The organism is Acrocarpospora phusangensis (assembly GCF_016862995.1).
Classification (GTDB): domain Bacteria; phylum Actinomycetota; class Actinomycetes; order Streptosporangiales; family Streptosporangiaceae; genus Acrocarpospora; species Acrocarpospora phusangensis.
In genome coordinates, this window is the sequence record NZ_BOOA01000014.1 from 71,620 (window position 1) to 93,426 (window position 21,807).

Consider the following 21,807-nt stretch of genomic DNA (forward strand, 5'->3'; position numbering starts at 1 on the left):
GACGGCGAGCAGTCCCACCCTTAAGAGGATGGGACTGCTCGTGTTGTCAGTTATTGCGGAATGTCGCCCCGAACGAGGTGCCCAGGGACACCCTGCAGGCGAGGTCGTTCTCGTTGATGAACTGGCAGAAGTCGGCCCTGCCGTCCGCGTTGAAGTCGGCCCACCGGGTTGTCCCGCCCGGGCCGGTCCCGGAGAAGGTGGTGCCGAAGCCGCCGCCGGTGGACAGGGTGCAGGTGCCGCGGTTGCCGCCGGTGTCCCGGCAGTAGTCGTCCTTGCCGTCGGCGTTGACGTCGGCCCACGTACCCGTTCCGCCGTAGCCGGCGTCCATCGTCGCGGAGGTGAAGCTGCTGCCGAAGCCGTTCCCCGTGGCCAGGGTGCATCGAACCGTGGTGGAGCTGTAGTTGACGCTGCCGACGATGCGGCAGTAGTCGGCCTTGCTGTCGCCGTTGACGTCGCCCCAGCGCCGGCTGTCGTCGTAGCCCGGGTCCAGGGGCGCGGACGTCACGGTCCGGCCGAATCCGGTGCCGGTGCCGGTGGAGAAGGTGCACTGCACGCTCTTGTCCCAGAACCCGACGATGCGGCAGAAGTCAGACTTGCCGTCGCCGTTGGCGTCGACCCAGGATCGGCCGGCGTCGTAGCCCGCGTCCAGCGGGGCGGACTGGAAGGTGTCGTCCCACCCGTCCCCGCCCGAGACGGTGCACTGCACCGACTTGCTGCTGAGCCCGACGACCCGGCAGTAGTCGGCCTTGCCGTCGCCGTTGAAGTCCACCCAGGCCCGGCCGGCGTCCCAGCCGGCGTCGACGGCGCCCGAGGTGAAGGTCTGCCCGAAATCGTTGTGCGCCGAGACCGTGCACTGAAGCATCAGACTTCCGGTGCCGACGATGCGGCAGTAGTCGGCCGCCCGATCCCCGTTGAAGTCGGCCCAGGCGCGCCCGGCGCCGTACCCGAGGTCTCCTATCTCGATGAACGTGCTCGAGAAACCGGTGCCGGTGGAGAGCGTGCACTCGATCGCCATGTCGGCCCAGATCCGGCAGCCGTCGGCGAGGCCGTCGCTGTTGGAGTCGATCCAGGCGGCGCTGCTCTGCACGTTCTGGAACCCCAGGACGGTGGCGTGAGCCGGTGTGGTGACGCCGGTGAGCAGCATCAGCACGGCGGCGAAAATGATCGCCGACGCCCGTCCGACACCCGCGCGCACGCGCGAGCCCCTCGTGTCGGTGAGTTTCGCGGTCGGGTCCCCGCGATGTAACCGCCCGGCGTGTACACGCATGACGGTCCCCCTTCTTTCGATGGTGAATGTGTCGATGGTGAACGCCGCCGCATGCGCACGTATGCGAATGCGGCAATAAATGCACCATCGGCGAATGGCCTTGTGGCGGCCTTGCGGCGGTCATGTGGCGGCCTTGCGGCGGGCTTGTGACGGCATGAGAAAATGTGTGCCCCCCTCGGAAATGCGTCACCGGCGGGTCTTGTTCTAAGTAATCTCCAAGTGATCCGTGCCGGGTCCTAAGTCGCCGCCAACCCGGTTACCAGTGCTCACCGGGATCTTTTTCCTGTCGCGATTCACCTTCGAAAGGGAAGAACATGAACGGCAGGAAGCGCGTCCTGGCGGCAGGAGTGCTGATCGGGCTGGTCGCCGGCGCGTCGGGGATGGCGGTGGCGGCGGTCGACACCGTGCCGATCAAGGCGTGTGTGAACTCCACCGGCGGCGTACGGATCCTCACCGACACCGGTACACCCACCCCCGGGGCCGCCAAGCCGGGCGAATGCAAGTCCGACGAGACGTTCCTGTGGTGGAACCAGACGGGCCCGGCGGGCGCCACCGGCCCGGCAGGCCCCCAAGGGCCGCAAGGACCGCAAGGCGTACGAGGCCCGAAGGGAGACCCCGGTCCCGCCTCCGGTCAGGTCTACTACGACACGGGAGAAGGGGTCCTCGCGGGCGTGGAGGAGATCGCTCGCCTGGACCCACTCCCCGCCGGCGACTACCTCGTCCAGGGCGATCTCCGCTACAACGGCGGCGACGAGAAGTACGGCGTGCGATGCGACCTCCAGGTCACCAACGGCACGGTCTACCTGCGGGACGGCGGAGCCGGCCAGCACGGACAGGTGCACACCCCCGGGGAGTTCTACGGCGCGATGGCCTTCCAGGACGCCGTCACGCTGACCCAGCCCGGCTCGATCGTCATGGAGTGCTACCAGTACTGGTCCGGCGGCCCGGACGACGTGCACGTGCTGTTCGCCAGCCTGTCCGCGACCGCCACACCGAAACTGACGACGTACTCATAGTCGGGCGATGCCGGCCGTGAACCGGAGCCTCACCCCTCTCCTCGTGCCTGGTGGGAGCCGTCCGGCAGCGGTCGTGTGCGGAGTTCGGGTTTGCGGATCTTGCCGGAGCCGGTTCTCGGCAGGGCGTCCACGATGTCGTAGTACACGGGGATCTTGTATTTGGCGAGCCGGGTACGGAGGAACTCTCCCAGGCCGCCGGGGGTGACGGTGGCGCCGGCGCGGGGCACGACGAAGGCCCGGCCCACCTCGCCCCACGTCCGGTCGGGCACTCCGACCACGGCGGCCTCCGCCACCGACGGATGCTCGAAGAGCACGCTCTCCACCTCCGCCGGGTAGACGTTCTCCCCGCCGGAGATGTACATGTCCTTGACCCGGTCGACGATGGTGAGATGCCCTTCCCCGTCCACGGTCGCGATGTCGCCGGAGCGGAACCAGCCGTCCCCGGTGAACGCGGCGGCCGTGGCCTCCGGGTTGCCCCAGTATCCGGGCGTGACGTTCGGGCCCTGGATGTGCACTTCGCCCGGTTCGCCGATCGCCACGGGGGTGAGGTCGGGCCGTACGACACGGACGTCGGCGAAGAAGACCGGCACCCCCGCGGAGCCGACCTTGCGTACGCTCTCGCCCGCTTCGAGGAAGGTCGCGCCCGGCGCGGTCTCGGTCAGGCCGTAACCCTGGCAGAAGACCAGGCCGCGCTCCTGGTAGGTGCGGATCAGCTGGACCGGGATCGCCGCGCCCCCGGACATGAGGGTGCGCAGCGAGGACAGGTCGGCGTCGGCCCACCGCGGCGAGCGCGCGAACTCGGCGAACATCGCGGTGACCCCGAACATCCAGGTGACGCGGTGCTTCTCGATCAGGTCGTAGCAGGCCCCGGCGTTCCAGGACGGCATGATCACTGACGTGCCGCCTTTGAGGAAGGTCGGCAGCAGCGTCTGGTTGAGCGCCGCCACGTGGAAGAGGGGCGCGCTGATCAGCGTCACCTCGGTGCTCGTCACGTCCACGCCGACCATCATGTTGAGGCAGTTCCACACCAGGTTGGCGTGACTGAGCATGGCACCCTTGGGCCGCCCGGTGGTCCCGGAGGTGTACAGAATGAGCGCGATGTCGTCGAGCGCCACCGGAACGTCGACGGGCGCGGGATCACCCTCCGACAGCCAGCTCTCGAAGTCCCGCTCCTCCGCCCCCGGCGACCGCAACGCCACGACCGTGCGCAGTCCGGGCAGGTACGGCTGGTCGCGCACGACCCCGGCGCATTCCGGCGCGTACACGAGGACCCCCGCGCCGGAGTCGCCCAGCATGTAGGCGATCTCCGGCGCGGCCAGCCGGAAGTTGAGCGGGACGAACACCCCGCCGAGCAGGTGGGTGGCGAACATCGTCTCGGCGAAGGCGACGTGGTTGGGGCCGAGATAGGCGACCCGGTCCCCGGCCCCGACCCCGGCCTCGCGCAGCCGCGAGGCGAGCCGCGCCGTCCGCTCGTGGACCTCGGCGTAGCTGACCTCCCGGTCCGCGAACACGAACGCGGTACGGTGCGGGCTCATCTGGGCCCTGCGCGCGGGCCAGCCGCCGAGTCCGGCGTTACGCATCGCGGCCGGCCTCCGTCACGTCGCGGACGATCCCACCACGGGAGCCGCCGGGGCGCCCGAGGCGAGGTCGTGGTGGCTGGTCTCGCGCAGCGCCAGTACGCAGACCACGGTCAGCAGGCAGCAGCCGGCGATGACCACCGAGATCATCGTCGTCCCGCTTCCCCCGGCCGAGGCGTCCAGCTGGGCGAACAGCAGCGGGCCCAGACCTGCCCCGAGTCCCGCCAGCTGGTAGCCGAGCGAGGCGCCCGTGTAGCGGCTCCTGGTGGCGAACAGCTCCGCGTACAGGGCGGCGAGCGGGCCGTACATGAGCGGATGGATGATCGCCTGGCCGAGCACGAGCGCGAGGACGAGCAGGGGGACGCTGCCGGCGTCCACCAGCGGGAAGAGCACGAAGGCGAAGGCGGCCATGAGCACCGCGCCCACCAGCACGACCGGCCGGCGCCCGACGCGGTCCGACAACGCCGACCACCCGATGATGCTCACGACCGCCAGCGCCGAGGACAGCGTCAGCCCGTTCAGTACGGCCTGCCGAGTGAACCCGGTCCGCACGCCATAGGCGATCAGGTACGTGGTGAGCGTGCCCTGCGCCACGAACGCCGACAGCCCGACACCCACCCCGAGCGCCAGCGCCCTCGGATGGTCGCGCAGCACCTCCAGCAGCGGCGCCCGGGTGGGCCGGTCCTTGACGGCTTCGAAGACAGGCGTCTCCTCGACCTTCAGGCGGACGAACAGGCCGACCGCCAGCAGCAGGATGCTGAGCAGGAACGGCACCCGCCAGCCCCAGCTGAGGAACGCCTGCTCGTTCAGGACGGCCGCGGTGCCGCTGAGCACGCCGGTGGAGAGCACCATGCCGAAGGGCGCCCCGGCGTTGGTGAAGCTGCCCCACAGGCCGCGCCGGCTGGTCGCGTGCTCGGTGGACATCAGCACGGCGCCACCCCATTCGCCGCCGATGGCGACACCCTGCAGGACGCGGAGCGCGACGAGCACGACGGGGGCGAGCACGCCGATCTGCTCGTACGTGGGGATGAGGCCGATGAGGAAGCTGGCGGAGCCCATCAGGGTCATGGTCAGGACGAGCATGCGCTTGCGTCCCAGCCGGTCGCCGAAATGCCCGAAGATCACACCGCCGAGCGGTCTGGCCAGGTAGCCGGTGGCGAAGGTGCCGAAGCTCGCGACGGTCGCGGTGAGCGGGTCGAGGGAGGAGAAGAAGACCTTGCTGAAGACCACCGCCGAGGCGGTCGCGTAGAGCAGGAAGTCGTAGTACTCGATGACGCTGCCCAGGAAGCTGGAGGTCACCGCGCGGCGGAGCTGTACCTGGTTGGGGGGTGTGACCGACTGATCCGGCATGACTGAGCTCCTCAGTCCGGGTACGAGAGTCCGCGTGCGAGCGGACGCTGCCCTTGCTGCCCCGGAGGTTAGGCATATCTGTAACGGACGTCAATACATTGCCCAATATCAGGCTTTGGTGAGGCCGAGCAGGCGTACCGCGTTGTCCTTGAGGATCTTCGGGCGGACCTCCGGCTTGATGTCGAGGGCGTCGAAGTCGGCCAGCCAGCGGTCCGGTGTGATCACCGGGTAGTCGGAGCCGAAGAGCACCTTCTCCTTCAGCAGCGTGTTCGCGTACCGGACGAGCTGGGGCGGGAAGTACTTCGGCGACCATCCGGACAGGTCGATGAAGACGTTCGGCTTGTGGGTGGCGACCGCCAGGGCCTCGTCCTGCCAGGGGAACGACGGATGGGCGAGGATGATCCGCAGGTCGGGGAAGTCCACGGCGAGGTCGTCGATCAGCATGGGGTTGGAGTACTTCAGCCTGATTCCGCCGCCGCCCGGCACGCCGGCGCCGATGCCGGTCTGGCCGGTGTGGAACAGCGCCGGTACGCCCAGGTCCTGGATGGCCTCGTAGAGGGGGTAGGCCGCGCGGTTGCCGGGGGACATGCCCTGGAGGCTGGGGTGGAACTTGAAACCGCGCACGCCGTACTCGCCGACGAGTCTGCGCGCCTCGCGGACGCCGGCTCCGCCCTTCCACGGGTCGACGCTGGCGAAGGGGATGAGCACGTCCGCGTGCGCGGCGCAGCTTTCGGCGATCTCCTCGTTGGAGATGCGCGGATGTCCGGTGGCGTGTTCCGCGTCGACGGTGAACACCACGGCGGCCATCCTCCGTTCGCGGTAGTAGGCGGCCATCTCGGGGATGGTCGGTCGCGGGTGCTCCTTGAAGTACTTCGCCGAGGCGCCGAGCAGGTCCGCGCTCAGCGAGGTGTGCCCGTCGGCGGAGACCTCGGCGTGGGTGTGCACGTCGATGGCGACCAGTTCGTCGACGTTCATGGGCTCTCCTCGCGGACGCGTCAAGTGTGGCACTTGTATGACTGTCGTTAAATATTTGCATGATGTCCGGGTCCGTCTAGGCTTTTGCCGTGACGATCGGCGGCGAAGACGACCAGATGGCGCCGTCCGCGCGCCCGCAGTCCCTGATGTTCAGCTTCCTCGGCATCTACGCGCTGGACCGCGGCACGGCCGTCTACTCGGGGAGCGTCATCGACGTGTTCGCCCGGCTCGGCGTCTCCGAGGAGGCGGTGCGGTCCACGATCGCGCGGATGGTGAAGCGGAATCTGCTGGCGCGGTATCGGCGGGGGCGGAAGGCGTACCTCGGGCTGACCTCGCGGGCCGAACAGGTGCTCAAGGACGGGCGCAGGCGGATCTGGGAGACCGGCGCGGTCAACCGCGACTGGGACGGAACCTGGACGCTCGTGGGGTTCTCGCTGCCGGACAGCCGGCGCAGCGCGCGGCACGATCTGCGGTCCCGGCTCATCTGGGCGGGATTCGGGCCGTTGCAGAGCGGGTTGTGGATCGCGCCAGGCGCGAAGGACGTCACCGGGGTGCTCGACTCGCTGGAACTGGGGGAGCACGTCACCGTGCTGACCGCCAAGGCATTCAAACCCACCGAAGCCGCCGACCTCGTCAGGAAAGCCTTCGACATCGAACAGATCGCCCTGCGCTACCGGGCGTTCCTCGCCCGCTGGGACGTCGCCCGGCCGCTTCCCTCCGCGCCGGACGACCTCGCCAGGCAGCTGCTCCTGCACACCGACTGGCTCCAGCTCGTCCGGCAGGATCCCCATTTGCCCGCCGAGCATCTGCCTCCCGACTGGCCGGCCATCCGGGCCGAGCAGGTCTTCCACGCGCGCGCCGAGCAATACGAGCGCCCCGCCAGAGAGTTGGCCGACACCGTCCTGGATGAACTACCCGGTGGCGCGGGCGAACCGGGCCGGGGCTGAGTCGGCGGCGGTCTCGGAAATGGCCCCTGCAGAATGAAGCCGGTCACTTTTGGCGCCGGTGCGGCGAGAAGCGTCACCCGCGTTGACGGCGCCGGATATCGGCGAGAGCCGGTGCCTCGGGTCAGTGCGGTTCGCGGTGTCTTCGGCGGAAGGCTTTGACCTTGGCGCGGTTGCCGCATTCCGACATGCCGCACCACTGGCGGTTCCCGCCGCGTGAGGAGTCGATGTAGAGGCGGGTGCAGTCGGTGTTGGCGCATCGTTTGATCCGGCCGAAGTCGGGGTCGCCGAGCAGGTCGAGCAGGTCGGCGGCGAGTGTCGCGAGCAGGCCGGACAAGGTGCCCTCGCGGCGGGTGCTCCCGTCGGGTAGCAGCGTGGGCACGAGCCGGGGGCGCGTCGCGTGCGCGTTGAGCAGGTCCACGTCCGCTTCCGTCGGGGGCCGGTCCTCCAGGCGGGCCCACACGGTGCGGTAGACGGCCTCCCGCACCTCGACCGCCTCGGCGAGATCCCGCGCGGTGAACTCGGGCGTCTCATCCAGCAGTCCGGCGGCCCGCGTCCATTCGGCCAGGCTCGCGGGAGAAAGCAACTGCTCCTCCGGTACGGCGCTGCGGCGCCACTTCCGCGTCCCGACGTAATCGAGGCAGGGGCGCCCGCTGACGAAGACAAATCCCATGTAACTAGCTTGACAGGTTACTGGTTCGGCATGCAAGCATGGTAACCATGCTAGATGGTTACGGAGCCGCCGAAGTGACGCTCACCTGCGAAGATTTCCTCTTCTTCGCCGAGCGCGCGGTGACGGGAATGAGTGAGATCCTCGGCGAACTGGGCGACGAACTGGCCAACACCCGGCCCGCCCTGCCCGGCGCCAACACCCCCTTCGCCCTGCTCACCCACTGCCTCGGGGTCATGGAGTACTGGGGCGGCCACCTGGTGGCCGGCCGCACCGTCGTACGTGACCGCGCAGCCGAATTCCACGCCACCGGTCCCGTCAACGCCCTCCAAGCCCGAGCCACCCAAGCCCTGGCCACCCTCCGGGCCGACATCCACTCCTCCCAGCCGTTCGCACCCCTGCACGAGCAGCCCGACCCCGCAGTGCTCGGCCCCCTCCGCGAACTCACCCGCGACTCCGCCCTGCAACACCTCTACGAGGAACTGGCCCAGCACCACGGCCAAATGCAGATCATGCGCGACACCCTCCTCACAACCCACCCGCCCACCCCACCAAGTCACCCCGGCCACCCCAGCCACCCACCCAGCCGACCGCTCGCACCGAGCCCGCAGCGCTTGCCGCCAAGTCCGTCGCCCGTGTCGAGCCCGTCGAGCGCAGGTCCGCTGAATCCCGCGAGCCCGCCGAACTCGTCACCACGTCTGTCGCTCGTGTCGAGCCCTCCCAACACAAGTCCGCTTGACCCATCGAGCGCAGAGCGGGCAGAGCGTCCCAATCCAATCGACGCGCCCATTGACTGGCTGCGCTCCAAGCGCGGCGTGAAGTGGCATCGCCCCGGACCCCTGCTGCTGCCCGCGTGGGTCGCCGACATGGACTTCCCGCTCGCCCCGGTGATCGTTGACGCGATTCGGGAGAGCCTTGCCCGAGGCGACGTCGGCTACCCCGACTGGGACGGCCACCCCCTGGCCGAGGCGTTCGCCGGGCGCATGCACCAGCGTTTCGGCTGGCAGCCGGACCCCGGTCAGGTGCGGGGCGTCACCGACCTCATCCAAAGCCTCCAGCTGACCCTGACGCTGCTCACCGAACCCGGTGACGGCGTGGTCGCGTTCACGCCCAACTATCCGCCGTTCCTGCGGACCCTGGAGACGATGCGGCGCCCGCTCATCGCGGCACCCCTCGAAATCGGTGCCGACGGCCTCTGGACGTGGGACCACGACCTGCTGGAACAGCGCGTACGAACGCGGGGCGCGAAAGTGTTGCTGCTGGTGAACCCGCACAACCCCACCGGCAAGGTCTTCACCACCGCCGAACTCGAGCGCGTGGCCGATCTGGCCGGCCGGTACGACCTCGTCGTGATCAGTGACGAGATCCACGCCGACCTCGCCCACGCCCCGCACCGGCACCGCCCGTTCGCCGCCCTGGACGAGCGCACGGCAGCCCGCACGGTCACCGTGACGTCGGCGTCGAAGGCGTTCAACATCGCCGGCCTGCGCACCGCGGTCGCCCACGTCGGCCCGGCCGCGCTGCGAGAGGCATGGGACGCCCAGCCGCCCGACCTGTTCGGCGCCACCAACGTGCTCGGCGTCGAAGCCACCCTCGCGGCGTGGACCCACGGCGACGAATGGCTCACCGCCATCGCCGCCCACCTCCGGCACCAGCGCGACCACGTCGCCGCCCGGATCGCCGCCATGCCTGGCCTGGACACGGTCACGCCAGACGCCGGCTATCTGGCGTGGCTCGACTGCCGGACCGCCGACCTCGGCGAGGAGGCCGCCGCCTGGTTCCGCCGCCACGCCCGCGTCGAACTCAGCACCGGCAGCGAATTCGGATCCGGCGACCTCGGATCCGTCGACGAGTCCCGCGCCCGCCTGAACTTCGCCACCACCCGCGAGGTGCTCGACCTGATCCTCGATCAGATGGCCGCCGCACTGCACCTCCACCGGACAAGCCAAAGCTCACCGGCCACGAGGTGAGTGAACGGCGAAGAGGCCAAGAAGCCCTGACGAGTCGGCCGCGCTCGGCGCCGGTACGGCGAGAACTGACCACGCGCGTTAACGGCGCCGGACAACGGCGAGAAGTCGGCTTTGGCCCGTCTGATAGCCCGCGCTAGACGCGTACGGGGAGGGTTTCGAGGCCGTGGAGGAGCATGGCGCCGCGCCAATGGAGGGTGGAGGCGGGGGAGACGGTCAGGTGGGGGAAGCGGGTGAAGAGGGCGCGGAGGGCGATTTCGGCTTCCAGGCGGGCGAGGGGGGCGCCTACGCAGTGGTGGGCGCCGTGGCCGAAGGCGAGGTGGCCGGTGGCGTCCTGGTCGACGCGGAGGTGTTCGCCGTGGGGGAAGCGGCGGTCGTCGCGGTTGGCGCCGGCCAGGGAGATGAGGACGAAGTCGTTCTCGGGGATGGGGGTGCCGCCGATCTCGGTGGCGCGCAGGGCGAAGCGGACGGTGGCGAGCGTGATGGGGCCGTCGTAGCGGAGGAACTCCTCGATGGCGGAGGGCAGGAGTTCTGGACGGGTTCGTAGCAGGTCCCGTTGGCCGGGGTTCTGGTCCAGGGCGAGTACGGCGTTGCCGATGAGGTTGACCGTTGTTTCGTGTCCGGCCACCAGCAGCAGGAAGGCCATGGCCAGCATCTCGCGGTCGTTCAGAGGGTCGTCTTCGGCTGTGATCAGGTCGCTGAGCAGGTCGTCGGATGGGGCGGCGCGTTTGGCGGCGATGAGCTGTCCGAGGTAGCCCGCGATCGCCATGGCCGCCGCGCCGGCCTGCTCGGAGTTCAGCCTGGCCATCGCGGTCGACCACGACCGGAAGTCGTCCTGGTCTTCCTTGGGTACGCCGAGCAGCTCGCAGATGACGGTGATCGGCAGCGGGAACGCGTACACGGAGAGGAGGTCGGCTTCGCCGAGGGCGGCCAGGTCGTCGAGGAGGGTGGCGGCGATCTGCTCGATCCGGGGGCGGAGTTCGCGTACGCGGCGGCTCGTGAAGGCACGGCCGATCTGGCGGCGCAGCCGGGTGTGCTCGGGCGGGTCGGTGTTGAGCATGTGCTCCGACAGCGCGCCGCCGAGTTCGAGCCCGGCCACGGCCAGCGTGTACGGGTCGAAGCGGGCGCGGGCGGTGTGGATGTCCTTGCTGAGGGCCGGGTCGGTCAGGGCGTCGCGGGCTTCCTGGTAGCGGGTCACCATCCACATGCGCTGGCCTTGGGGGGTGAGGATCTGCCGTACCGGGCCGGTCTCGCGCAGCAGCGCGAAGGCCCGGTGCTGGTCCTGGAGGAAGTCGGGTCCGAGGTCGTGGGGGGTCGTGGTCAACCGGAACACCTACCCGTTCACGTGGTGGCCGAGGTGATCTCAGTTTCGGCGAGTTCCCCGGGGCACGCCAGACGGACGGCAGCCGCACAAGTTGTCGGCGCTGTCAGGTAGAAATCCGGTTGACGGCTCCGACTCATTCCTGAGCGACCCCACTCCGGGGCCGCCGGAACAGGAGTGAGGACATGACCAAGGTGACGGCACAGATGTCGGTGTCCCTGGACGGCTTCTACGCGGGCCCGCGGTTCGGCGGCGAGCCGGGGGACTGGCTGGAGTCGGCGGAGAGCGCGGGCTTCTTCCGGGTCACCCGATGGGTGATCGACGCCATGGCCTGGCGGGAACGGCAGGGCTTCGCGGGCGGCGAGCAGGACACCGCATCGGAGATCATCGCGGAGACGTTCGCCGCCGCGGGGGCGTACGTGATGGGACGGCGCATGGCGGACGGCGGCGAGATCCCCTGGGGCGACGAGCCGCCCTTCCGCGCGCCGGTCTTCGTCGTCACCCACCGCTCCCGCGACACCCTCGTACGCCGGGGCGGCACCAGCTTCACCTACGTGACCGACGGCGTCGCCAGCGCCATCGAGCAGGCGCGATCCGTCGCGGGCGGCAAGAACGTGGCGATCGCCGGCGGCGGCGAACTCCTCCGCCACGTGCTCAAAGCGGGATTGCTGGACGAACTGGAACTGCACATCGTCCCGGTCGTGCTCGGCACAGGCATGCGCCTGCTCGACGCCGACCTCGACCTCGCCGACAAGGAAGCCATCGAACTCACCCCCATCAGAGTGATCCACACCTCCCAGGCCACCCACATCCGCTACGCCGTCAACGGCCGCGCCGCCCTCCTCCTCGACGACCGCGGCAGCGGCTCCGGCACGCCGTAACTCAGGGGCGCCTGAAGAATCCGGTCGCTTCTCGCCACACCGGTGCCAAGAGAAGCAGGCCCAGTCCGACAGCCGTCCCGGAGAAAGCCGCTGCCATGGGCGGGGCCGGGCGGGGCTGGTCCGTGGCACGCAGGCGGGCAAGCGGTGTCAGCCCGTCGTCGAGAAGGCCCCCGCGACGGGGGAGGCAGGGCGGGCGTGGTCGGCGGCGGCGCGGAGGCCGGTGAGGACGCGGCGGATGAGGGGGTGTTCGTCGGCGCCCCGGCGTACGGCGGCGAAGACGCGGCGGGAGGCGGGGGCGCCGGCGACGGGGAGCATGACGACGGCGGGCAGGTCGACGCCGCGGAGGGCGGAGCGGGGGACGAGGGCGACGCCCGCGCCGGCTCCGGCCAGGGCGGCGACGGCGCGGAAGTCGTCGGAGAAGTGGGCGACCTTGAGCTGGAATCCGGCGGATTCGCAGGCGAGCGCGACCACGTCGTGGCAGGGGTTGTTCGCGTACGGGCCGATCCAGGACTCCTCGGCGAGGTCACGGAGGTCGACCTCGGCGGCCTCCGCCAGGCGGTGCCCGCGCGGCAGGACGGCGTCGAACGGCTCGGCGTAGAGGGGGACGCGGGTCAGCCGCTGGTCGTCCTGGGGAGGCGCGCCCCGGTACTCGACCGCGACCGCGATGTCGGCCTGCCCGTCCAGGACCATCACCAGGCTGGCGTCGCCCTCCGAGTCCCTGACCCGCAGCCGGATGAGGGGCGCGGTGTCGGCCAGCCCGGCCATGGCGGGCGCGACCACGGTGGCGATGCCGGTCGGGAAGGAGGCGAGGGTGACCTCGCCCGCTTCGCCGCCGCTGTAGGCGGCCAGTTCCGCCTCGGCGCGTTCGATCTGGGCGAGGATCATGTTCCCGTGGACGACGAGGATCTGCCCGGCCGCCGTCAGCGTGACGCCCCGGCCGTCACGCAGCAGCAGCTGGTGGCCGACCTCGTGTTCGAGGGCCACCAGCTGCTGGGAGACGGCGGACGGCGTCAGGTACAGCGCGGCGGCGGCGGCCGTCACCGTGCCGTGGTCCGCCACGGCCCGCAGGGTGCGCAGTCTGCGGGAGTCGATCATCCAGTCAGTCCTCCAGCGCGTCTCTGGCGGCGGTGAAGGCCGCCACGGCACGCTCGACGTCGTCGGTGCTGTGGCCCGCCGACAGCTGCACGCGGATGCGCGCCCGGTCGCGCGGCACGACCGGGTACGAGAAGCCGATCGCGTACACACCGTACTCCAGCAGCAGGTCAGCGATGCGCCCGGCCCGTTCGGCGTCGCCGATCATGACGGGGACGATGGGGTGCTCGCCGGGCAGCAGGTCGAAGCCCGCGGCGGTCATCCGGGTGCGGAACAGGGCGGTGTTGGCCCGCAGCCGGTCGCGCAGGGCCCGGCCCCGGCCGGTGGTCTCGTCGGTGAGCAGGTCCAGGACCTTCAGCGAGCCGGCCGCGATGACGGGGGCCAGCGAGTTGCTGAACAGGTAGGGCCGCGAGCGCTGCCGCAGCAGCGCCACGATCTCGGCGCGGGCGGCGACGTAGCCGCCGGACGCGCCGCCGAGCGCCTTGCCGAGCGTGCCGGTGACGATGTCGACGCGGTCCATCACGCCGTGCAGTTCGTGGGTGCCGCGGCCGTTCTCGCCGACGAAGCCGACGGCGTGGGAGTCGTCCACCATGACCATGGCGTCGTGGCGTTCGGCCAGGTCGCAGATCTCGTCGAGGGGGGCGATGTAGCCGTCCATGGAGAAGACGCCGTCGGTGACGATCAGCCGGCGGCGGGCGCCGGAGGCGTCCTTGAGCTGCTTCTCCAGGTCGGCCATGTCGCGGTTGGCGTACCGGAGGCGGCGGGCCTTGGACAGGCGGACGCCGTCGATGATGCTGGCGTGGTTGAGGCTGTCGGAGATGACCGCGTCGCGTTCGTCGAGCAGCGTCTCGAAGACGCCGCCGTTGGCGTCGAAGCAGGAGCTGTAGAGGATCGTGTCCTCGCTCCCCAGGAAGGCGGAGAGACGTGCTTCGAGTTCCTTGTGTACTTCCTGGGTGCCGCAGATGAAGCGGACCGAGGCCATGCCGTAGCCCCAGCGGTCCAGCGACTCCTTGGCGGCGGCGACGATCTCGGGATCGTCGGCGAGGCCGAGGTAGTTGTTGGCGCAGAAGTTCAGCACCTCGCCGGGGCGGCCGCCGGCGGTGACGCCGACCAGGGAGCTCTGCGGGGTGCCGATCACCCGCTCCGGCTTGTGCAGGCCGGCGGCCCGGATCTCGTCGAGGGTGGTGCGCAGGTCGGCGCGTACGGAGTCGAACATCGGGGTTCCTCGGATCGGTGGATGGGGTGGTCAGGCGGTCCAGTCGAGGATGATCTTGCCGCAGCGGCCGCCCGCCGCCTCGTCGAACGCGGCGTCGAAGTCCCGGTAGGAGTAGCGGCCGGTGATGACCGGGCGCAGGTTCAGGCCGCCCTCCAGCAGCACCGACATGGAGTACCAGGTCTCGAACATCTCCCGCCCGTAGATGCCCTTGAGGGTGATCATCGACGTGACGACCCGGGCGAAGTCGATCGGGAACTCCTCGGCGGGCAGGCCGAGCATGGCGATCCTGCCGCCGTGCGTCATGTTGGCGATCATGTCGCGGAGCGCCTCGGGGCGGCCGGACATCTCCAGTCCGACGTCGAAGCCCTCCCGCAGCCCGAGCCGCCGCTTGCCCTCCTCGATGGTGGCCGTGCGCACGTCCAGCGCCAGGCTCACCCCCATGCGCTCCGCCAGCCCCAGCCGGTACGGACTGACGTCCGTGATCATCACATGCCGCGCCCCCGCGTGCCTGGCCACCGCCGCGGCCATGATCCCGATCGGCCCCGCGCCCGTGACCAGCACGTCCTCGCCCACCACGGGGAACGACAGCGCGGTGTGCACCGCGTTCCCGAACGGATCGAAGATCGCGGCGACGTCCAGGTCCACCGGGACCCGGTGCACCCAGACGTTCGAGGCGGGCAGCGTCAGGTACTCGGCGAACGCGCCGTCCCTGCCGATGCCCAGCCCGATCGTGCTCCGGCAGAGGTGGCGCCGACCGGCCAGGCAGTTGCGGCACTTCCCGCAGACCAGGTGCCCTTCGCCGCTGACCAGGTCGCCCGCCGCGACGTCCTGCACGCCGGGGGCGACCTCGACGACCTCGCCGACGAACTCGTGCCCCAGCACCCGCGGCGTCCGTACGGCCTGGCGGGCCCACGCGTCGTAGGTCCGGATGTGCAGGTCGGTCCCGCAGATGCCGGTGCGCAGCACCTTGATCAGCACCTCGCCCGGCCCCAGCTCGGGCTCCGGCACGTCCATGAGCCAGAGGCCGGCTTCCTCCTTGGCCTTGACCAGCGCTTTCATGACGTCCTCGACCTTCCCCCAAGCGATGGACCCAGCCTCCACACCCTGCCCCCCGCGCGGCGGCCGAGTCCATCGAGACTTTCTTAACCGCCCCAGCAGCGCAGCTTCACGCGTCACCCGGCCGGGTCGGTGACGTTCAGCTCGTACGTGGCCGTGGCCGTGTGACTCGCCGCGGTGGCGGTGACGGTGAGGGTGAACCAGCCGGTGGACGCCTGCGGGCCGGCCGTCAGGGTGAGCGCGGAGGAGCCGCCGCTGATCAGCACGCCCGGGTTGAACGCCGCCGTCACCCCGTGCGGCAGGCCCGAGACCGACATGACGATCTTGGTTGGGCCGTTGATCGCCGTGGTCCCCACGTTGACGGTCAGGGAGCCGCCCGCGGGCACCACGCCGCCTTCCGTGTCGAGGTCGATCCTGACCTGCGGCGGAGCCGGCGGCGGCACCGAGCGTACGGCCAGCGCGTGGCTGGACGCGGCGCTCGCGGCGACCGCCAGGACGTTCTCCAGCCCGGTCACGCGTACCGGCACGGCACGGTCGGTCTGGGTGCCGTCGCCCAGCTGGCCGATCCCGTTGGCGCCCCAGGACCAGGCCTGGCCGGGCTCCCGCCGGGCGAGGCTGAAGTCCTCTCCCGCGTCGATCCTGGTGACGCCGCCCAGCCGTACGCGGTCCATGGCGGGGCGGTCGGCGAAGTCGCCGGTGCCCAGCTGTCCCGCCCAGTTGGCTCCCCAGGACCAGACCGTGCCGTCCCAGAGCAGCGCCAGGCTGTGCGAGGCGCCCGCCGCCACCTGGACGAACCCGCTGACTCCGGGCACGAGGATCGGCCGGGTACGCCGGATGTCGGTGTGGTCGCCCAGCTGCCCCGAGCTGTTGTTCCCCCACGCCCAGACCCTGCCGTCGGAGCGCACCACCAGGCTGTGCCCCTCGCCGGCGGCGGCTCCCGTCACCGCGTCCATCCCGGGCACCGAGCGGGGGTCCGGCAGGAAGTCCCCGTACGAGCCGAGGCCGAGCTGGCCGTGCTCGTTGTCACCCCAGGCCCAGACCGTGGCGTCGGACTTCACCGCCAGGACGTGCGCCGTGGCGGCCTCGATGTCCACGACGTTCCACAGTCCCGGCACCTGGACCGGCGTCGGCCGGTTGATCCCGGCGTCGCCCTGACCCAGCTGGCCCCGGCTGTTGTTGCCCCAGGCCCACACCGAGCCGTCGGCGCGCAGCGCCAGGCTGAAGCCCGAGCCCGCCTCCACCTCCACGACGTCGGACAATCCCGGCACGGGTCCGGGGCTCAGCCGCGGGGTCGTGGTGCCGTCGCCGAGCTGGCCGGAGCTGTTGCGGCCCCAGCTCCACACCGTGCGGTCGGCCGCGACGGCCAGGCTGTGCGTCTGCCCGGCGGCGACCTTGGTGAACCGCTGGGGGAGCGCGCCCGCCTCGACGAACGTGGTCTGCGCGATCGCGGTCGCGCCGTTGCCGAGCTGGCCGTGCTTGTTCCAGCCCCAGCCCACCGCGTGCGACGAAACCGGCGCGAGCACGCTCGCCCGCGCCGGTGCCGCCGATAAGGACACCGCCACCATGGCGATGCCGACAAGTCGGATAAATCTCATCCTGATTCCCGATGCAGAGTTGTGTCACCTACATCGGGAAAGGTGTGACATCACGTTCCAGGCGGTGTCACTCCAGGATGAAAGCGGCGCTCCCCCGGAAAGCGGTGGTCCCGTCGTCGCGTTCGACCCAGACGGAGCCGGCGCGGTGCCGGAGGTAGTAGCCCGCGAGGTTCGCCGCCTCGAAGGACACGGTGCCCGACCCGGCCAGGCCCGTACGCCGGGTGAAGGACGCGTCCGCGCGGAACAGCGCCGAGCCGTCGTTGCGCTCCACCCAGGCTTCGTAGTTGCGATGCCGCAGGTAGTACCCGGGGAAGTTGGTCGACTCCAGCGAGACCGTCCCACTCCCGGACAATCCCGTCACGATCCGGAACTGCGAGTCCGCCAGCGGAGCGACGTTCGCCTCCAGCCGCGCCCGGTACTCCCAGTGCCGTACGGCCCGGCCCGGCTGGTCGTACGACATCAGCCGCACCGGCGTGGCGCCGTCCGGCACCGGAATGCCGAAGTCGGGGGTCCCGTCGGCCCGCCAGTAGATCTTCTGTACGCGGGTGCGCCGGTTGGGGTCGTTGAGCGGATCACCGGAGATGTCCCGGTAGTTGCGGTCGTGGTAGACGAGGACGTCGCTCTGGCCGTCCTCGGAGACGGTGAAGGAGTTGTGGCCGGGGCCGTACTGACCGGTCGAGGCGTTGGAGACGAAGACGGGGTTGGCGCTCTTGACCCAGGAGGAGGCCTGGAGCGGGTCGGCGCCGGCCTGGGCGGTGAGCAGGCCGAGGCAGTAGTTGGCGTCGGTGGCGCTGGCGGAGTAGGTCATGAACAGGCGGCCGTTGCGCTGGATGACGGCCGGGCCCTCGGCGACCCGGTAGCCGCGGGTCTCCCACGCCAGGGTAGGCACGGTCAGCCGGGTCGTGGACCCGGTGATCGTCCACGGGTTCGCGCCCATCCTGGCGATGTAGAGGTTGGAGTTGGTGGAGATGCCGGGCTCCTGCTGGGCCCAGATGAGGTAGCGCACGCCGCCGGCCACGAAGGTGGAGGCGTCCAGGGAGAAGGTGTCCCACGGGGTGACGATCCGGCCGCGCTCGGTCCAGGCGCCGGTCAGGGGGTTGGCCGCCGAACTCTCCAGGACGTACATGCGGATGCGCCAGATGTCGTCGGTCCGGCCGGCGGCGAAGTAGACGTACCACTTGCCGTTGATGAAGTGGATCTCGGGGGCCCAGATGTGGGCGCCCATCTCGCCGCTGGTGTGCTTGCGCCAGATGACGGTCTCGGCGGCGCTCGCCAGACCCTGGATCGTGGTCGCGCGGCGCAGCACGATGCGGTCGTACTGCGGGACGGTCGCGGTGAAGTAGTAGTAGCCGTCGGTGTGGCGGAAGATGTGCGGGTCCGCCCGCTGGGCGGCGATCGGGTTGGTGTACTGCGCGGGCGGCGAGGCGTGCGCGGCCACGGGCAGCAGCGGGAGCAGGAGAGCTCCGGCCAGTGCGGCGGCCAGGCGGCGGCGGAGGGACATCGGCCGTCCTTTCTGCTGGGGTCAGGCCAGCGGTGAGGTCACCGTGAACGAGGCGTCGGAGGCGAACACCGAGGTGGACTCCCTCAGGTCGAGCCGCATCGCGTAGTTGTAGTGGCGCAGGTAGCGGCCGGGCAGGTTGTAGGACTCGAAGGAGACCGTGCCGCCGCCCGCGAGCCCGGCCCGGCCGCAGAAGGTGGCGTCGCCCTTGAAGATCGCCGAGCCGTCGTCGCGCTGGAGCGTGAGCGCCATGTTGAAGTGGCGCAGGTACGAGCCGGGCGTGTTCACCGACTGGAACGAGTGGCAGCCGGCGTTGGCCAGCCCCGCGACCACGGTGAACGTGCCGCTCTGGCGGTCCGCGAGGGAGCTGGCGGAGCTGAGCGGGTCGATGTACGCGGGTCCGCTCCGGTGGCGTACGTACCGGTCGGGGAAGTTGGCCGAGCGCAGCGACCGGTTGCCGGTCGGGACGGCCGTGGTGTCGCCCACGTCCTCCCGCAGGACCGTGAAGTGCCTGGCCACGCCGGAGAGCCCGGCCAGTTCGACCTTGGCGCCGAAGGAGGACAGGGTGGAGCTGTCGGCGTAGTAGTACCGGCCGCCCGTGTAGTTGTCGAAGTACAGCCGCCACCGTCCGTCGGGCAGCCGCGTCAGCGCCGGACCCTCCAGCCCGGAGCCCCAGCCCGCCCAGTTCCCGGTCCCGACGAACTGCCACGGCCCGTTGAGCGAGGTGGCGGTGGCGTGCTCGATGTACTTGCTCGTCTCGTTCTTGAGGAAGTTGTGGTACGTCGAGCCGACCTTGACCAGGAAACTGTCGATGTAGTTGGCCGGGATGCCCAGCGCGACCGGCGCGGTCCAGGCCGACAGCGCGGTGTTCGTGGCCGTGATCCGGTACGGCCGGAACTGCCCGGCGGTGCCCGTCGTGGACGCGGAGAAGATCACGTGCACGCTGCCGTCGGAGTCCTTGAACCACTCGGGCGCCCAGGTGCTGCCGGTGGAGCCGTTGAGCCCGACGGCCACGGTGCGCAGGAACGTCCAGCTGACGGAGTCGGCGCTGCGGGCGAAGCCGATCGTGTTGCCCGTCCAGTTGGTGGTGTGGACGAGGTAGTAGTAGCCGTCGGTGTGCCGGATCACGCTGGGGTCGCGGATCAGCCCGGACGGCGGGGTGTACGCGTTGGCCCTGATCAGGTTGTAGTTCGTGGCGTTGAACGAGTCGTAGACGTACATGTTGGACTCGCTGCTGTTGGTGAAGGCGGTCATCAGGTAGTGCGGGACCGGGCCGGCCGCGTGGGCGGCGGTGGGCTGGAGCATGCCGGCGGCGACGGCGGCCAGCAGCGCGAGGGCGGCGGCGAGGGTCCTCCGGGGAGCACGCATGAGACCGTCCTTAGGGAATGTTTGCGTTAACATTCACCACCGCGGGCTTGCCGTGGTGATTTTTGGAGGTTCGCGCGTATTCGTAACGCGACGTGACCCGGGCTGTCAATCCCCGGTCCGGCCGCGCGCCGGTCGGTTCGGAGGGCTAGCGTCGATCGCGACCGTCCCCGTCATGCGGCGATAGGCGACCCGAATGGACGTCATGCGGTACGGAAATCCCGGCACCCATCGATACGCGGACCAGTTCCGCGACCTCTTCCGCCGCCTCATCCCCGAGAACCAGCAGATGGCGCCGGCTACCATCCTCGACCGTGCCGCCGACGGGCGGCTCCAAGGCTTCGCGGACGACGACGCGCCGATGGACTACTCCCTCTATCTCGCGATCCAGGGTGACCGCGTGGTCGGCTTCCTGAACCTGCTCGTCTTCGCCGAACGCAACTACGCCCTCCTCGCCTATCTGGGCGTTCTGCCGTCCCCGGCGGGCGCGAGCTGGAAACTCCTCGAAACCGCCTGGAATGATCACGCGGACACGTTGTCGTCGCCGTTCACGCTGATTTTCGAAATCGCGCCGCCCGTCGCCGAATCGGCCCGATCGAACGCGAAGGCGAGATTGTTCACCGAATACGGCCGCCTGCGCGGCATGGCCACCGCGAAAGCGCCCATCGATTACATCCAGCCCGACATGGACCACCGGGCCACCACCGAACAACCCGCCGACCTGTACGTCGCGACCAGCCCCGACGCCCTCGCCGCCCTGTCGGGACCGGGCTGTCTGCGCCTGGTCGAATCAATCTACTTCGACGTGTACGCGCGGACCTTCCGCGACCTCGGCGACGACTATCCGCGTTATCTGTCCCGCCTCTACGAGAACGTGCGCGCGAAAAGCCCGGCCTGAAGCTTTCAGTTACGCGGGGGATTTCGCGGCAGGTCAGCGGCACAGCGCACCGGCCGTTCTGTACATCCGCCGGAAACGAGTCGAATCTGAGGGCCCCTCTCGGCTCGGAGAAGGCCATGAGAATCCTGCGCGCATGGGCGTTGTCCACCGTCACCGCACTGCTGGCGGCGATGGGACTCGTCACCGCCACCCAGACCGCCGCACACGCGGATATCGCCTGCTCGGTGACGTACACACCGGTCTGGGACAGCGGCGGAGGCTTCGGGGCGAACATCACGATCACCAACCTGGGTGATCCGGTGAGCCCGTGGACCCTGCGCTACACGTGGCCGGGAACGCAGCAGGTCACCCACGGCTGGGGCGGCACGTGGACGCAGTCGGGGCAGAACGTGACCGTGACCGCGCCGTCGTACGCGCCGGGCCTGGCCACCGGGGGGACCGCCACCGTCGGCTTCTACGGGACGTACACCGGCGTGAACACGCAGCCGGCGGCGTACACGCTCAACAACGTGCCCTGCACGGGGAGCGTGCCGCGCTCGGTCACGCTGACCGCCCCGGCGCACGGCCAGAACTTCGCCGCGCCCGCCACCATCGGCCTGGCCGCGACCACGACCCCCGCCGGCTGGGCCGCCAGGGTCGACTTCTACTCGGGCGCGACCCTGCTCGGCAGCGACACCACCGCGCCCTACACGTTCACCTGGTCCGCCGTCCCCGCGGGCCGGTACACGCTCTCGGCCAGGGCCCTCGACAGCAGCGGCGTGGCCTACCTCTCCAACTCCGCCACCGTCACGGTGACCGGCGTCGTGGCCGAGCCCTTCGTCGTGGTCAACCCGGCCTCCGTGAACGTCGCCGTCGGCGGCCCGGCCACCGTCTCCGTCCGCCTCTCCGGACCTCCCCCGATCGCCACCACCGTGACGACCACGCGCGTCAGCGGCGACCCCGACCTGACCCTCCAGTCCGGCGCGACCCTGGTCTTCACCCCCGCCAACTGGAACGTCCCCCAGAACGTGACGGTCGCCGCCGCCGCGACCGCCACGGCCGGCGACACCGCCCAGTTCTTCTCGACCGCCCCCGGCTACCAGCCCGGCATCTTCACCGCCCGCGTTATCTGAGATCGGT

At 70.3% G+C, this 21,807-nt stretch carries 18 protein-coding genes; 6 read left to right on the forward strand and 12 right to left on the reverse strand.

The features are described 5' to 3' along the window. Positions 1-46: 46 nt before the first annotated feature. On the reverse strand, positions 47-1,195 hold the full coding sequence (locus tag Aph01nite_RS11150) for a hypothetical protein (RefSeq protein ID WP_204040731.1): 1,149 nt from the start codon (positions 1,193-1,195) through the stop codon (positions 47-49). A 386-nt stretch (positions 1,196-1,581) separates the two neighbouring features. Here Aph01nite_RS11150 and Aph01nite_RS11155 point away from each other — a divergent pair, with 386 nt between their 5' ends. Further along, on the forward strand, positions 1,582-2,283 hold the full coding sequence (locus Aph01nite_RS11155; RefSeq protein ID WP_204040732.1) for a hypothetical protein: 702 nt from the start codon (positions 1,582-1,584) through the stop codon (positions 2,281-2,283). Positions 2,284-2,312: 29 nt separating this feature from the next. On the opposite strand, the gene Aph01nite_RS11160 is transcribed toward Aph01nite_RS11155, so the two are convergent. The 3 genes from Aph01nite_RS11160 to Aph01nite_RS11170 form a co-directional block, all read right to left on the reverse strand. After that, positions 2,313-3,863 carry an acyl-CoA synthetase gene (locus Aph01nite_RS11160; protein WP_204040733.1) on the reverse strand — a complete coding sequence of 517 codons (1,551 nt, stop codon included), beginning with the start codon at positions 3,861-3,863 and terminating at the stop codon, positions 2,313-2,315. 15 nt (positions 3,864-3,878) lie between these two features. Continuing rightward, positions 3,879-5,210, reverse strand: coding sequence for an MFS transporter (locus Aph01nite_RS11165; RefSeq protein ID WP_204040734.1), 1,332 nt, complete (start codon positions 5,208-5,210; stop codon positions 3,879-3,881). 108 nt (positions 5,211-5,318) lie between these two features. Then, positions 5,319-6,185, reverse strand: coding sequence for an amidohydrolase family protein (locus tag Aph01nite_RS11170; RefSeq protein WP_204040735.1), 867 nt, complete (start codon positions 6,183-6,185; stop codon positions 5,319-5,321). An 89-nt stretch (positions 6,186-6,274) separates the two neighbouring features. On the opposite strand from Aph01nite_RS11170, the gene Aph01nite_RS11175 reads away from it, so the two are divergent. Beyond that, positions 6,275-7,132: a PaaX family transcriptional regulator gene (locus tag Aph01nite_RS11175; RefSeq protein ID WP_239161582.1), complete on the forward strand. Its 858-nt coding sequence runs from the start codon at positions 6,275-6,277 to the stop codon at positions 7,130-7,132. A gap of 121 nt (positions 7,133-7,253) precedes the next feature. On the opposite strand, the gene Aph01nite_RS11180 is transcribed toward Aph01nite_RS11175, so the two are convergent. After that, positions 7,254-7,802, reverse strand: a complete 549-nt coding sequence (locus tag Aph01nite_RS11180) for a CGNR zinc finger domain-containing protein (RefSeq protein ID WP_204040736.1) — start codon at positions 7,800-7,802, stop codon at positions 7,254-7,256. Between the two features lie 47 nt (positions 7,803-7,849). Between Aph01nite_RS11180 and Aph01nite_RS11185 the strand changes: the two genes are divergently transcribed. Beyond that, the gene (locus Aph01nite_RS11185; RefSeq protein WP_204040737.1) at positions 7,850-9,769 is read left to right on the forward strand and encodes an aminotransferase class I/II-fold pyridoxal phosphate-dependent enzyme; all 1,920 of its coding nucleotides are present in this window, start codon (positions 7,850-7,852) and stop codon (positions 9,767-9,769) included. Between the two features lie 133 nt (positions 9,770-9,902). Here the strand turns inward: Aph01nite_RS11185 and Aph01nite_RS11190 are convergent, their stop codons facing one another. After that, the gene (locus Aph01nite_RS11190; RefSeq protein WP_204040738.1) at positions 9,903-11,090 is read right to left on the reverse strand and encodes a cytochrome P450 family protein; all 1,188 of its coding nucleotides are present in this window, start codon (positions 11,088-11,090) and stop codon (positions 9,903-9,905) included. A gap of 182 nt (positions 11,091-11,272) precedes the next feature. On the opposite strand from Aph01nite_RS11190, the gene Aph01nite_RS11195 reads away from it, so the two are divergent. Further along, positions 11,273-11,968 (forward strand): dihydrofolate reductase family protein, encoded by a 696-nt coding sequence (locus tag Aph01nite_RS11195; RefSeq protein WP_204040739.1) that lies wholly within the window; start codon positions 11,273-11,275, stop codon positions 11,966-11,968. Between the two features lie 147 nt (positions 11,969-12,115). Here the strand turns inward: Aph01nite_RS11195 and Aph01nite_RS11200 are convergent, their stop codons facing one another. The 6 genes from Aph01nite_RS11200 to Aph01nite_RS11225 all read right to left on the reverse strand — a co-directional run bounded on the left by Aph01nite_RS11200 (position 12,116) and on the right by Aph01nite_RS11225 (position 19,793). Then, the gene (locus tag Aph01nite_RS11200; protein WP_204040740.1) at positions 12,116-13,063 is read right to left on the reverse strand and encodes a LysR family transcriptional regulator; all 948 of its coding nucleotides are present in this window, start codon (positions 13,061-13,063) and stop codon (positions 12,116-12,118) included. Between the two features lie 4 nt (positions 13,064-13,067). Next, positions 13,068-14,276, reverse strand: coding sequence for a glycine C-acetyltransferase (locus Aph01nite_RS11205; RefSeq protein ID WP_204040741.1), 1,209 nt, complete (start codon positions 14,274-14,276; stop codon positions 13,068-13,070). Between the two features lie 30 nt (positions 14,277-14,306). Then, complete coding sequence (gene tdh, locus Aph01nite_RS11210) at positions 14,307-15,335, reverse strand: L-threonine 3-dehydrogenase (protein WP_204040742.1); 1,029 nt, start codon at positions 15,333-15,335, stop codon at positions 14,307-14,309. A 113-nt stretch (positions 15,336-15,448) separates the two neighbouring features. After that, positions 15,449-16,927, reverse strand: a complete 1,479-nt coding sequence (locus Aph01nite_RS11215; RefSeq protein ID WP_204040743.1) for an RCC1-like domain-containing protein — start codon at positions 16,925-16,927, stop codon at positions 15,449-15,451. 67 nt (positions 16,928-16,994) lie between these two features. Further along, positions 16,995-18,428: a family 43 glycosylhydrolase gene (locus tag Aph01nite_RS11220; RefSeq protein WP_204040744.1), complete on the reverse strand. Its 1,434-nt coding sequence runs from the start codon at positions 18,426-18,428 to the stop codon at positions 16,995-16,997. A gap of 21 nt (positions 18,429-18,449) precedes the next feature. Beyond that, positions 18,450-19,793 (reverse strand): glycoside hydrolase family 43 protein, encoded by a 1,344-nt coding sequence (locus Aph01nite_RS11225; RefSeq protein WP_204040745.1) that lies wholly within the window; start codon positions 19,791-19,793, stop codon positions 18,450-18,452. 193 nt (positions 19,794-19,986) lie between these two features. On the opposite strand from Aph01nite_RS11225, the gene Aph01nite_RS11230 reads away from it, so the two are divergent. Then, entirely contained in the window at positions 19,987-20,688 is a 702-nt protein-coding gene (locus tag Aph01nite_RS11230; protein WP_204040746.1) for a hypothetical protein, read from the forward strand. Between the two features lie 116 nt (positions 20,689-20,804). Beyond that, the gene (locus Aph01nite_RS11235) at positions 20,805-21,800 is read left to right on the forward strand and encodes a cellulose binding domain-containing protein (protein WP_204040747.1); all 996 of its coding nucleotides are present in this window, start codon (positions 20,805-20,807) and stop codon (positions 21,798-21,800) included. The last annotated feature ends 7 nt before the right edge of the window (positions 21,801-21,807 follow it).